This is a genomic window from Acerihabitans sp., assembly GCF_036398755.1.
GTDB lineage: Bacteria > Pseudomonadota > Gammaproteobacteria > Enterobacterales > Enterobacteriaceae > Acerihabitans.
The window spans coordinates 25551-39316 of the sequence record NZ_DASWOM010000064.1 but is presented as its reverse complement, the minus strand read 5'-3'; the positions used below and the strand labels follow the sequence as shown (position 1 = coordinate 39316).

The following is a 13766-nucleotide window of genomic DNA, read 5'->3' as shown; positions in this document are numbered from 1 at the left end:
GCAGGGTTTAACTCTGTTATCGTTCGCTTAGCACGGTGTTATCACTGCAAACAAGCGACTGCGTCACATATTCTGCTTTTTACCCGGCAAAGCCGCCTGGCGGTCAAAAATCCGCCATTGAAAATGCTTTTTTCTATGTCTAAGATGCCTTTCTTTTACGAATGTGATCAATAAGAAACAAAATGCCAGCCTCCATCGCACCAGCCATCGACCCTAATGCGCCATTCGTCCCGGTCAACTCACGGGGTAAAGTGATTGTGGCGTCCTTAATCGGCACCGCTATCGAATTTTTCGACTTTTACATTTACGCCACCGCGGCGGTAATCGTTTTCCCGCACATCTTCTTTCCGCAGGGCGACGCCACCGCCGCCACGCTGCAATCGCTGGCAACCTTTGCGCTGGCGTTTGTCGCCCGGCCCATCGGTTCCGCGCTGTTCGGGCATTTTGGCGATCGCGTCGGGCGCAAGGTTACGCTTGTGGCCTCACTGCTGACCATGGGCATCTCCACCGTGCTTATCGGCCTGCTGCCGGGCTACCAAACCATCGGCATCGCCGCGCCGATACTGCTGGCGGTGGCCCGTTTCGGCCAGGGCCTGGGGCTGGGCGGCGAATGGGGCGGGGCGGCGTTGCTGGCCACGGAAAACGCTCCGGCGCATAAACGCGCGCTGTACGGCTCGTTCCCACAGTTGGGGGCGCCAATCGGCTTCTTTTTTGCCAACGCCATGTTTTTAGCGCTGTCCTGGCTGCTGACCGACGAGCAGTTCCTGAGCTGGGGTTGGCGCGTGCCCTTTATCCTGTCGGCGGTCCTGGTCCTGATCGGCCTTTATGTGCGCGTATCCCTGCACGAAACGCCGGTATTCGCCAAGATAGCCCTGGCCAAAGCGCAGGTGCGCATGCCTATCGGCACCCTGTTCAGCAAACATCTGAAAGCCACCGTGCTCGGCACATTTATCATGGTGGCGACCTATACGCTGTTTTATATCATGACCGTTTATTCCCTGACCTACGGTACCACGCCAAAACCGGTAGGCCTTGGGATTACGCGTAATGATTTCCTGCTGATGCTGATGGTCGGGGTCATCGGCTTCGGGCTGATGGTGCCGGTGTCGGGCCAGTTGGCCGACAGCTTCGGCCGCCGCCGGACCATGATAACCGTCACGCTGGTTATCATCCTGTTCGCGCTGGTCTTCCCCTTTATGCTGGGCTCGGGCAATATCTGGCTGGTAATGGCGTTCCTGCTGTGCGGTTTTACCATTATGGGCCTCACCTTCGGCCCGATGGGCGCGCTGCTGCCGGAGCTGTTTCCCACCGAGGTGCGTTATACCGGCGCGTCGTTCTCCTATAACGTGTCATCGATTATCGGCGCCTCGGTCGCGCCTTATATCGCCACCTGGCTGACCGCCCATTACGGCCTGTACTACGTCGGCATTTACCTGGCCTCAATGGCGACCCTGACGCTGCTGGCCCTGCTGGCCACGCGCGAGACCCGGCACCGGTCATTGTAAATGCTGAAATATGCCCTCGGCAGATGATGGCTATCGTTTGCCCGGCTGGATACGTACGGGCCGGATTCCCAGGGAATGCGGCCCGTTTTTTTATCAGTGAGCAGACATAAAGAGGCGGTAATGAATCTGCGACGGAATCGGTATTACCTGCTGTTATTGCTATTGGTTATCGCGGCCATCGGCGCCGGCGTTTACTACAGCCGCGCGCCCGCGGGAAACCCGGATGCGCTGTGGCAGATTGTCAGTCGGAAATGCCTGCCCGGCCAGCAACGGACCGGACAGCCGGCGCCCTGTTCCGAGGTTAACCTGGCGGCGGGATATGTGATACTCAAGGACTTAAACGGTCCGCTGCAATATTTGCTGATGCCGACCGAAAAAATGACCGGCATGGAAAGTCCCCCGTTACTCAAGCCCCAGACCCCCAACTTCTTTGCAGACGCCTGGCGGGCACGCCACTTTCTGGCCGAAAAACACGGCGCGCCGATACCTGACAGCGCGCTGTCCCTGGCGATTAACTCCCGTTCGGGCCGCACGCAAAACCAGCTTCATATCCATATCTCGTGCCTGCGGCCCGATGTACGCCGTCAGCTTGACGGCGAAGCCGCCGCCCTCGGCACCGCATGGCGCCCCCTGGGCGAACCGCTGATGGGACACCCGTACCTGGCGAAACGCGTCAGCGCCGCCGCCCTGACGGCACAAAGCCCGTTTCTGATGCTGGCGCGGGAAGTACCGCGCGCCGCGGATAATATGGGGCATTTTACGCTTGCCATGGTGCCCCTGGCCGACGGCGGCTTCGCGCTGTTGGCCGGCGAGCGTAACCTGTGGCGGGGCAACATGGCTTCAGCCGAGGAAATTCAGGATCACAGCTGCGCTATTTTGCGGTAAGCGGACTTTTCATATGTCGCCCGGGCGACATCAACCCCAGCGGGGGTGCCATATCGCCAGGCCATATCACCCAATGGCTCGCCGGGCAGTTGGCGCCTGACCTTCAGCGAGCCCGTTTAGCCGCGAACGCGCCGCGGGTTTATTTTTTGCTTTTCATTTCCTGCAAAATCGGCCCGCATTGGTTCTCTTCACCGCCGCTGGGTGATATCAGCGCCAGCAGCGCCGCCGCCGGGGTCAGTACCGCGCCCAGCGCCACCGCCACAGCCCCGCGCGCAATCAACGGGCCGGGTTTCACCCCGGCGTCGGGATGCTTAAAGGTGCCGCGCACATACAGCGGTGAACGCAGGGTAACGATCCGCGCCCCTTTACTGTCCGGATTAATGGACAAATCCATCCGTTCGCTGGAAAAATTCGTCGTGCCGGCGATGTTTATCACCGCGTTCTCGGTATCAAACACAAACAATCGCGGCGTCGCCAGCCCATCGCGCACGCCCAGATCCGCCGCCGCGCAGTTAATCTTCACCTGTTCATCGCCAAACAGCTTGCCGACCACGTAGTTACCCACGTTCAGCCCGGCGATTTCCATCAGGTTGCGACTGATAACGCCGTCATTCATCAGGATACGCACATCGCCATTGGCGCCGCCCAGCAGCGCGGCCACCGAATTACCGGTGCCGGTAAACTGCGCATCACCGTTTAACTGGCCCATGCTGCTGCGCATGGCCTGCACATCCGGGAACAACGCTTTAAGCTGCAGCCCGCGCGCATGCAAATCCGCGCGGCCACGCATCGGCGAGTGGTTACCCTCAAGCCTGATGGTGGAGTTCAGGGTGCCGCGCGCCATGCCAAACCGCAGCGGGTCAAGCAGCAAAACGCCGTTATCGAGCTTAACGTGGGTATAAAGATCGCTCAGCGGCAGGTTTTTGCCATGCTCGATACGTTTGCCGGTGAATTTAACATCCGCGTCCATGGTATCCCATTTGGCGGTATCGAATTTATCATAGGGCAGCACTTTATCCGCCGGCTGCACCGACTGCGTCTTGGCTTTCTGCTTGCCGGATTCGGTACCGGAATCCGCCCCGATAAGCGGCCCCAAATCGGCAAAACGCAACTGGTTGGATACCACTTCGCCGCTCAGCGAAGGTCGGGGTTTGCCCTGCACAAACTCCAGCGTACCGTGGATATCGCTCGAGCCGATTTTGCCGTCGAATTTTTCATAGCGAAAATGGCCGCGTTCCTTGCCCTGGAAATGGGCAATCAAATGACCGTCGGTTGAATACGGCGGGGAATCCGGCAGCACGACACCGGTCAGGGCGTGAAGATCCCCCAGGTTATCCCCTGACAACCGCAGCCGCAAATCCAGGCCGCCCAGGTTCATCGGATCTTCCAACGTCCCCTGGAGGCTGACCCGGCTCGCGCCCGAGCGCACATCCGCCTGCAGCGGGAAGGGCCGGTTGGCACTGCGCAGCGCCAGCATGCCGCCGATTTTGCCGTCGCCGCTCAGGGGTTCGTTATTGTATTTACCGGCCACCTTCCAGCCAAAGATATAATCGTCGGCACCCCGCGCCGCTGTTGCCTGGGTGCCGCCGCTATCCGAATCGGCGGCGGTGTCGGCCTTGGCGGTTTTGTCGCCGTCGCCGGACTTGGCGGCGGTGTCGGCCTTGGCGGTTTTGTCGCCGTCGCCGGACTTGGCGGCGGTGTCGGCCTTGGTGGTTTTGTCGCCGTCGCCGGACTTGGCGGCGGAATCGGCCTTGGTGGTTTTGCCGCCGTCGCCGGACCTGGCGGCGTCGCCCCGGGTGGTATTATCCTTGGTGCTTGCGCCGGCAAGCTCCGCGTAGGCGATAGGTTTGCCCAGCGGATTGACCGTCACATGAACATCGGCCTTGGTGATAGGGTCGAGAAAATCAATTTTGCCCTGGTCAAAAACGATATCGTCCACCTTGAACGACCAGGCGGAAGGCGGGGTATCCTGTTGCGGCTGATCGCTATTGGCCAGGTTGAAGGTCCAATTGTTTTTGCCATCGGCCAACCGCTTCAACGAGGCGTCGGGGCTGAACAGGGTAATGCGCGGCAGGTAAACCTCTTTGTGCAGCAACGCCAGCGGCGAAATGCTGGCCTCCACCCGTTTCAACCGGGCGGTATAATCGCCGGGCACATCGGGCGGGTTGCCCAACACCACATCCTCCGCATGCAGGTGCGGCCAGGGTACCCAGGCCCGCCACCCCGCCTCGTCCCGCTGGCGCGACCACTGTACGCCCAGGTCGCCGTTAATGGCAAAAGGCCGGTGCAGCTCGGCGGTAACCTTGTCATTTATCTTGGGCTTAAGGCGATTCAGGTCGTACGTGGCAATAAAAATAACGATGGCAATCAATACCACCAGCAGAAACAATACAACACCTAAAATCGCCTTTTTCGTCCGGGTCATGGTGATAAAATTCCTCATTAAACGGCCTTATGCCATTAATCATAGTTGAGGATTTCTGACCTTACGTAGGATAATGATTGAATTTGTTACTAAAAAAGCGCGCTAACCCAGCGGCCTAAGCCCAGCCGGGGAGCGACCCAGGTCATGATAAATTAAAACATCGTTTCAGTGCTATTGACTGAGACCGCCAATCTAGTGAGACTAAGTGTCTTGACCCCTTTCTATTCACTTTATTCATACAGGCTCGCAGTAAATGACAACCAAAAACATTGCCGTTATCGGCGAATGCATGATTGAACTGTCGCAAAAAGGCGCCGATGTTAAACGCGGCTTTGGCGGCGACACGCTGAATACCTCGGTTTATATTGCTCGGCTGGTCAAACCGGCCGAGCTGGATGTGCATTACGTCACCGCCCTTGGCACCGACAATTTCAGCGAAGACATGATTGGCGCATGGCGGCGGGAAGGGGTGAAGACCGATCTTATCCAGCGCATGGATAACCGTTTGCCGGGCTTGTATTACATCGAGACCGACGACACCGGCGAGCGCACATTCTATTACTGGCGTAACGAAGCCGCCGCCCGCTACTGGCTGGAAAGCGCGGGGACAGAACGCATCTGCCAGGCGCTGGCCGGCTTCGATTACCTCTATATAAGCGGCATCAGTATCGCCATCCTGAGCGTCGAAAGCCGCCAACGCCTGTTGGCGCTGCTGAAGGCCTGCCGGGATAACGGCGGCAAGGTGATCTTTGACAATAACTATCGTCCGCGCCTGTGGGCGAGCCGGGAAGAAACCCAAAGCGCCTATCGGGATATCCTCGCGCACACCGATATCGCCTTCCTGACGCTGGATGATGAAGATATGCTGTGGGGTAAACAGCCGGTGGACGAGGTGATTCAGCGCACCCGCGGCTGGGGCGTGCGGGAGATTGTCATCAAGCGCGGCGCCGAGTCCTGCCTGGTGTCCACGCAGGAAGGCGAACTGCTGGATGTGCCGGCGATCAAACTGCCGAAGGAAAAAGTGGTCGATACCACCGCCGCGGGCGATTCATTCAGCGCCGGCTACCTGGCCGTGCGCCTGACCGGCGGCGATGCGGTCTCTGCGGCCAGACGCGGCCATCTTACCGCCAGTACGGTGATCCAGTACCGCGGGGCCATTATTCCCCGCGACGCCATGCCTGAATAAGCCCATTCCGCCTGAGGCGGCGAGCGTCCTTCCATGGCTATCGCCGCCATCATGTCCGCGGGCGCCGCCAGAAATCCCTCCCCGGCCGGCCGTTGTCAGGACCGCGGCGGGGTGGTATCAATCCTTGGCCGGCGCGTATCAGGACTGCGGCGGAATATCAGTGACTTCCGGTTTGCTCTCGTCAACGGCGGCCGGCTGCGGCCCCGGCGCCATGATATGCTCGTAGGTTTCCTGCAGCGTCTTCATATTGACTTCGGGCTCGCCCTTGGGCTGCATCAGCACCAGCGTGGCGTTTTGCGATAACTGCGAACGCAACTCCTCATTCAGCATCTGCAGCGTCAGCCTGGACAAAAAGGCATTACGCAGCTTCTGGTACTGCTCCGGCGCAATATCCACCACGTCATTTTGCTGCGAACGCAGTCGCTGGCTCATCAAAATGTCGGTATCGGTGCGGGCGTAGGTGGCAAACAGGGTGCCCAGTTCCCCGGTCTTACGCGCCATCAGCGCGTCGAACTCCGCCTTGCTCAGGCCGTTGTTGCGCAGGTTCGCCAGCTCATGGGAGACAAAGGTCATCGCCGCCGTCAGGTTATCGGTCGGGGTGTCCATATGCACGGCGCACTGCGCGCGCTGGTAATGCACATTACAATCGAAACGCAGATTGGTTTGCTTCAGGTTGCTGTCTTTCATGGCCTGCTGGACATGCCAGAACAGCGCCTCGCGCGCCAAATCGCTGCGCCAGTAGCGATCCAGGGAACGCGAGTCGCGGATCGGCTGCCAGGCGGTATCCCATACCAGCTTCAGGCTGTCTTCCCGGGCGTCCTCGCTCATCAAACTGACCGGCTGGGCCACCAGCGGCGACAGCGCCGGCAGCGTGGCGGGCGTATCGCGCTTGCCCTTAAGGGATGAAAAGGTTTTGACGATCTGTTCGTTCAGCCCGCGATTGTCGACGTTGCCCACCACATACAGCGTCATGGCGTCCGGCGTATACCAGCGCTGGTAGAATTGCTGCAGCTGCTGGCCGCTCACCGGCGCGGCCGCCTGCCGGCTCGGATCGTGGGCCAGCAATACCGAGCCCTTGAGCCGGTAATGCCACCAGGGGCTGCCGGCATTGGCGGGCGCGGTCGTCACCGGATCGTTCCCTTGCAGCGCGGCATGCAGCGTGGCCGGACTGATGGTTAAATGACCGCCGGTGTTCATCATCCACTTCAGCGCCTCTTTGAGCAAATCGGGACGGCCGTTGGGCAGGCTCAGGCTGTAGAGGGTGTAATCGTAGGAAATGATGGCCGGCGGCTGCGGACGCTGTTGATCCACGCCCTGTTGCCAGAGTGATTTCAGCTGCGCGGAGGAAAAGTTATCACTGTGCGTCAATGCCAGGCGTGGAAGCAGGCGCGCAAAACCGGTCTGCTGTGCGTTTTCAGCCAGCGAGCCGGTGTTTACCATCAAGCGCAGTTCAATACGATCGTTCGGCCGTTGCGGTGTCGCCAATACTTGCCAGGAGAAGCCATTACTGAGTTTGCCCTGTTGCCAGGCGGGATCGGGTTGTAATGCTTCTGCCTGAACATTGCCACCCACCGTCGCCAGTAACACTACACTCATGAAAAGACGAATTCCGGTGCCCTGCATGTGAACCCCTACTCAATAACTGCCCATTAAAATGTGTAATCTCACTCAGACGGTTTACCGTGCGTTCCATCGATTAGTATCTTTTCCGTCGGAAAAATGCGTGACGCAAAGTGTACCATGTTGTTAGACCGCAGACCTTTGCGGATGTCACGGCACGGCATAAAATAGTACTGCCTGGGGGCCCTGCGGGATAATAATAGGCGTAACAAGGTATTGCCGGCCGTATCGCGTTGCGCCGGCCGGCAAAAGGGTCATGAAAACACCAGTACGCGATCAGGTTGCGGAGGCGGAGGGCGAGGGTTTAAGCGCCGCCTTCAGTTGCTTTTCATCGAGCTGATCGCACCACTTGGCCACCACGATAGTGGCGACGCCATTGCCCACCAGATTGGTCAGCGCGCGGGCCTCGGACATAAAACGGTCGATGCCCAGGATAAGCGCCAGCCCCGCCACCGGTAAATGGCCGACCGCCGACAGGGTCGCGGCCAGGACGATAAAGCCGCTGCCGGTAACGCCCGCCGCCCCTTTGCTCGACAGCAGCAGCACCACCAGCAGGGTTACCTGATGAATAATGTCCATATGGCTATTGGTGGCCTGGGCGATAAACACCGCCGCCATGGTCAGGTAGATGGAGGTGCCGTCGAGGTTAAACGAATAGCCGGTGGGGATCACCAGGCCCACCACCGATTTTTCGCAGCCGGCGCGCTCCATTTTATCAAGCATCCGCGGCAGCGCCGACTCGGAGGAGGAGGTGCCGAGCACAATCAGCAACTCTTCTTTTATATAGTTGATGAAACGGAAAATATTAAACCCGGTGACCCGCGCAATCGTCCCCAGAACCACGACGACGAACAGGATGCAGGTCAGGTAGAAACAGGCGATAAGCTGTCCGAGCTGTATCAGCGATCCCAAACCATACTTGCCGATGGTAAAGGCCATGGCGCCGAATGCGCCAATCGGCGCCAGACGCATAATCATATTGATAATGCCGAAAATCACCTTGGCAAAGCTGTCGATGACATTAAAAATCACCAGGCCCTTCTCACCCAGGCGGTGGAGGGCGAAACCGAACAGCACCGCAAACAGCAAAACCTGAAGGATATTGCCGCTGGCGAAGGCGCCAATCACGCTTGCCGGAATGATATCCATTAAAAACGCCACCAGCCCCTGCTGCTCCGCCTGCTGCGCATACACCGCCACCGCCTTGGCATCGAGCGTGGCCGGATCGATATTCATACCGGCGCCCGGTTGCACCACGTTCACCACGATAAGGCCGATTATCAGCGCTATGGTGCTGACAACCTCAAAATACAGCAGCGCCACAGCGCCGGTGCGGCCCACTTCTTTCAGGCTTTCCATGCCCGCGATACCGGTGACCACGGTGCAAAAGATAACCGGCGCGATTATCATCTTGATTAACTTTACGAAACCATCGCCCAAGGGTTTCATGTCCGCGCCAAGCGCCGGATAGAAATGCCCCAGCAAAACCCCCACCGCAATGGCCACCAGGACCTGAAGATAAAGACTTTTAAACGGGTTGAATGTCATACGACAACCTTATTTGTTAGATTTACGCGTTTAGGTGAGTAAGGTATGTAGCGAGAATATTAATGATTTGATAACTAATTACATATCTCGAAATACCAATACACCACCGCGCGGGGGTTGTCGGCAGGCTTCGGGGAGAAATTAGAAATGAAACGCTTCAGTTAGACTTTAGAAACTAAAGTAACCGGACGCGGGCGATTTTACCTCGCCCCAACGGGGATCAGATGGCGGCAAGGTGCAGGAAACGCTGCTCAAAATCACCCTGCGGCAACGGCTCGGAGAACAGATAACCCTGCCCCCAATTAATTTTATGTTCCAGCAGGCATTGCAGCTGAGCCTGGGTTTCCACGCCTTCGGCGATAACCGGCAGCGTCAGTACCTGGGCAATGGCGCTGACAATGCGCAGCATCACCAAATCCTCCGGCAGTTTTTCAATAAAACTCCGATCGATTTTCAGTAAATCAATCGGCAGGTTACGCAACCGGTCCAGATAATAGAGGCTTGAATACCCCATGCCAAAGTCATCCAACGCAATCAGAATCCCCAGATCGCGCATTTGCCGCAGCAGATCGAGGGAGTGCTCGAATTCGGTAATGCGCGCGGTTTCAGTGATTTCCAGCACCAGTTGGGCGGGCGCGATCTGGTACCGGTCCAGCAGTACTTTCAGAAAGGGGACCAGCTTCGAGTCCTGCAGCTGTTTGGCCGACAGGTTTACCGCCAGCTGAAGCCTTGAACCGCGTTCCCGCCACTGGGCGAGGACCTGGCAGGAGGCTTCCAGCACCCAATTGCCCAGCGGTCCCATCGCGCCAATCTCTTCGGCGCCGCTGATGAAATCCGACGGCAGCGAATACGTACCGTCATCCTGGCGCCAACGCAGCAACACTTCCGCGCCAATCAAGCGCTGGTCGCGGATATCCACCTGCGGTTGGAAGAATAATGCGCAGCGCCCCTGCTCAATGCCTTCCAGGATGGTGCTTTCCAGCGTCATGCGCCGGTGGACCATGGCGGTGAGCTTCGGCTCGAAAAACAGGATCTGATTTTTGCCGTTGTCATGGGCCAGCATCATGGCGGAGGTGGCGCGACGCAGCAATTGATGCGCGGACTCATCATTGCGCTGCCTGAGGGCAATGCCGATGCTGGCGGCGGGACGCAGGGACAGGCTGCCGATGGTCAGCGGCGCATTGATGCTGTTCATTATGCCCTGCGCCAGCTGCATGCCTTCATAGGCGTTATGCAGACCATGATCGAAAAGCGCGAATTCATTGTGATTGAGCTGGCCGAGAAAGCGGTGATCGTTAAGATGCCGCTTCAGCTGCCGGGTCAGCGTCATCAGCAGAATGCCCCGTTGCGCCTCGGTCAGGATGCCGGTCGCTTCCTGCAATGTGCCGATGCTTATCACCAGCAGGCAATATTGCTGGGGGTCTTTGCAAAGGGCCATGCGCGAATCCAGCATGGCGGTAAACAGATTTTTATTCGGCAACGCCGTTTCGGCATGGCGGGTCGACAGCCGGTTAAGGTCGTCGAACATGCCGGCCAGCGTCTGCTGGTTGCGATTATAGCTGCGCACCAGTACGCCCAGCTCGTCGTCTCGATGCATATCCGGCAGCGAAAGCTGGTGGCGCGCGATGTCCTGCGGCGACAGCGTTTCCAGTTCGCGGGCGATTTCGCGCAGTGGATGGACCATCAGGCGATTAATACACCAGGTAATGGATACCGTCAGCACCAGCGCCAGCAGAAGATAGGTGGATATCATGGTGGAAAATGCGCTGGCGATAAACTGGTAGAGCCGGTAGGAGTCGGCTTGCAATACCAGCGAGGCAAGGGCGCGCGGATGCGATGGCCGGGGGAGCGCATACAGCGGCACCGAGATTTCCACAGGCAGCCGGAACAGGCGGGCGATCGCGTCCGGCACCGGCCGCTCCGGCGGGAAATCCGCGTGCAGCACCTGGAAATCGTCCGGCAGCACCACATCCGCCCGGCTCAGGATGCCCACCGGCTTCAGGGTGGCGAGAATACGCTCGGCCTGCGGCACGTCGCCTTTTAATACCGCGCTCGATAAAGGCTGACGCACCGACATGGCTATATTTTGCAGCTGCTGGGCATAGTCTTCACGGCGCTGCTGCACAAAATGGAACAGCTGGATCACGATGAATATGCAAATAGTCACCAGCGCCACGCCTGACACCGTAGCCATTTGTTTAATCGTTAATGAACGTCTGATCCGCAAACTGTTCTCCAAGGCATTTTTCAGCTCGAGCCGTAGTGCCCACTATCCGGCGGGACGGTTACCCGGTTAACGCGGGAAGCCATGACGCCGGCTGTACGGCGCAAATTTTTTGATGAGGACAACGAAAAATCGCCGGGCCGGCGGTAAGGCGATTTTCAGCATACTAATATATACTATCTCACGCCGGGTTTTATTCTTTAAAACAGGCATTTCGTCTCATTAACGCGTATCGGCGAAGCCCGCTTATAATGCCAACATTTAACCTAGGAATATTCTGATTCGTGGCGATTCAGGCGGCCATTGGCGCAGTTAATTTAACTTTTACCCCGGCATATCCCTATCGTCATGGCGCTGGCAAGAGCAACGACAGCTGTGTAAAATGCCGTCCGTGCCATACATCAATTTTTTGCCGGTGTCCCGGCCTATTTTTTAACGAGACATTACATATTCTTTAGCATTTTTCGGCGGCGTCACGAAAGAAATAACGGGCACAAATCATAATGATATCGTTATTTGCCGTCGATTTTATTATGTGTCGCCCTATGCCGGGGCTTGAGAACATGATTTCAGCGACCTGCGGCAACCGACGCGGGACCCGGATTTTACCGCAGCGCAATGTGTTTCATTTGATTTAACTTTGTAAAAATTAGAAACTTGTATTAGTTTGTTTTAATGACTTTCTAATTCATTTCATTGCGCCACGTTCGAGATCCATTACCACCACTAACACTACCTGCGGGCGCCTTCTTGTTCATAAGATAACGCGTTCCAAGAGATGTCGCGCAAATTTATCCGGTGAGGTTGCAATGAATAATTACGATGATATTAAGCGGTTCAAAGAAAAGCTCAATATGGAAGACATTGATTATAAAGAAATCGCTGAAAGCAATCCTAATATTTCTTCGCATCATTGGGCGATCATAAACCAGGTGGCCACGGCCGATGAACCATTCCATCCTCTGGAACAGGGCCGCTCCACGCAGCCGATCCCCACCCCGGTTTCGCAAAAAGAATTTAACGCCTCCCCGCTGGGAGCACCGACCGCGGCGCAACAGCCGGGCGCGGGCGGCGATATTCATCAGGACATTGGCGCCGTTAACGCCCATTATCAGCCGCAAGTCTTTCCCGCGTCGCCAGTCTATGCCTCTCCCTTGATGAGCGCGGTCGGCAAGGCGCTGCCGGCGACATCCCATGCATCGCCCGCCGCCGCGACGCCCGCCGGTAACGCGCACGCGGGCGCGGCATTTCTTAACGCCATACAGCAGGAGCTGGCCGCTGCCCGGGCGCCGCTGTTCGACGATGGGCGCCAAGGCCACCCCGACCAGGCGCCGCTGTTTGGCGATGGACGCCAAGGTCAACCCGCCCGGGCGCCGCTGTTCGGCGATGGGCACCAAGGTCAAGCGGCCCCGGCCCCCTCCCCGGAGGCGTTATCGGCTCGGGTTTCGGCCAGCGCCATGCCGTTTAACCGCCTATTTAACCGGAAATCTCCCGCGTCGGCGACGCTGCCGGGTCGGGATACGCCCCTTTCACTTCTTTTAGAGAATATTGCTTTATGCCGTTAGTCTGTGTCTGTTCGCCGAAGGGCGGCGTGGGTAAAACGACCGTCAGCGCCAATCTTGCCTATGCCCTGGCCCGTAGCGGCAGCAAGGTGCTGGTAATTGATTTTGATGTGCAAAACGCGCTGCGGTTGCATTTTGGCGTGCCGATTTCCGATACCCGGGGTTATGTGGCCCAGGCCACCACGGCGGTGGACTGGAGTCAGTTTATCCTCAAAGCCGACGCCAATCTGTTTGTCCTGCCCTATGGCGAGGTGGAAGAAGAACAGCGCCTGGCGTTTGAAACCGCCGTCAGCCGCGATCCGCATTTCCTGCTGCGGGGATTGAGCACGGTACTGAATTACCCCGGCCTGGTGGTCATCGCCGATTTTCCTCCCGGTCCGGTTGCGGCATTAAAAGCCGTCCAATCGTTCGCGGATCTGCATATCGTGGTGATGCTGGCGGATACCGCCTCCCTCTCCTTACTACCGCAAATGGAAAACCATAAATTTCTCGGCGCGCCGATGAATAGCCGCCTGGGTGAATATTATGTTGTTAATCAAAGTGATATGCGCCGCAATTTAAGCCGGGACGTCTCGCAATTTTTTGAGCAACGCCTTGGCGACCGGTTATTAGGCATCATCCACCGTGATGAGTGCGTGCCGGAGGCCAATGCGTCGCAGCGTTCAATCATTGAATTCAGCCCGGTGTCCGCCGCCGCGTTTGATATAGAACTTATCAGCAAAAAGGTCGCCGCTATTGTCGGAGTGAAAGTTGGCGACGGCGAATTTTATGCCATGCCTAATCATGGCATTAAATAATAAGCACAGGACCA

The 13766-nt window shown here is 57.7% G+C and carries 9 protein-coding genes; 5 read left to right on the top strand and 4 right to left on the bottom strand.

The genetic code is table 11. The annotated features are described in order from the left end of the window. The first annotated feature begins 182 nt into the window (after positions 1-182). Together VGC33_RS10415 and VGC33_RS10410 are read left to right on the top strand one after the other, a co-directional pair. Complete coding sequence (locus VGC33_RS10415) at positions 183-1505, top strand: MFS transporter (protein WP_331120682.1); 1323 nt, start codon at positions 183-185, stop codon at positions 1503-1505. 126 nt (positions 1506-1631) lie between these two features. Beyond that, positions 1632-2390: a CDP-diacylglycerol diphosphatase gene (locus tag VGC33_RS10410; RefSeq protein WP_524535653.1), complete on the top strand. Its 759-nt coding sequence runs from the start codon at positions 1632-1634 to the stop codon at positions 2388-2390. A 139-nt stretch (positions 2391-2529) separates the two neighbouring features. On the opposite strand, the gene VGC33_RS10405 is transcribed toward VGC33_RS10410, so the two are convergent. Continuing rightward, on the bottom strand, positions 2530-4815 hold the full coding sequence (locus VGC33_RS10405) for an AsmA family protein (RefSeq protein ID WP_331120680.1): 2286 nt from the start codon (positions 4813-4815) through the stop codon (positions 2530-2532). A gap of 253 nt (positions 4816-5068) precedes the next feature. Between VGC33_RS10405 and kdgK the strand changes: the two genes are divergently transcribed. Then, positions 5069-6001 (top strand): 2-dehydro-3-deoxygluconokinase, encoded by a 933-nt coding sequence (kdgK, locus tag VGC33_RS10400; RefSeq protein WP_331120679.1) that lies wholly within the window; start codon positions 5069-5071, stop codon positions 5999-6001. 138 nt (positions 6002-6139) lie between these two features. On the opposite strand, the gene VGC33_RS10395 is transcribed toward kdgK, so the two are convergent. From VGC33_RS10395 to hmsP, 3 genes are all read right to left on the bottom strand, one after another. Continuing rightward, a complete protein-coding gene (locus VGC33_RS10395; protein ID WP_331120678.1) occupies positions 6140-7624 on the bottom strand; it encodes a M16 family metallopeptidase in 1485 nt (494 codons plus the stop codon). 273 nt (positions 7625-7897) lie between these two features. Further along, positions 7898-9169: a dicarboxylate/amino acid:cation symporter gene (locus VGC33_RS10390; RefSeq protein WP_331120677.1), complete on the bottom strand. Its 1272-nt coding sequence runs from the start codon at positions 9167-9169 to the stop codon at positions 7898-7900. Between the two features lie 220 nt (positions 9170-9389). After that, positions 9390-11396: a biofilm formation regulator HmsP gene (gene hmsP / locus VGC33_RS10385; RefSeq protein ID WP_331120676.1), complete on the bottom strand. Its 2007-nt coding sequence runs from the start codon at positions 11394-11396 to the stop codon at positions 9390-9392. A gap of 806 nt (positions 11397-12202) precedes the next feature. Between hmsP and bcsO the strand changes: the two genes are divergently transcribed. After that, a complete protein-coding gene (gene bcsO, locus VGC33_RS10380; protein WP_331120675.1) occupies positions 12203-12958 on the top strand; it encodes a cellulose biosynthesis protein BcsO in 756 nt (251 codons plus the stop codon). Then, on the top strand, positions 12949-13752 hold the full coding sequence (bcsQ, locus tag VGC33_RS10375; protein ID WP_331120674.1) for a cellulose biosynthesis protein BcsQ: 804 nt from the start codon (positions 12949-12951) through the stop codon (positions 13750-13752). The genes bcsO and bcsQ overlap by 10 nt, the downstream gene beginning before the upstream one ends. Positions 13753-13766 lie beyond the last annotated feature (14 nt).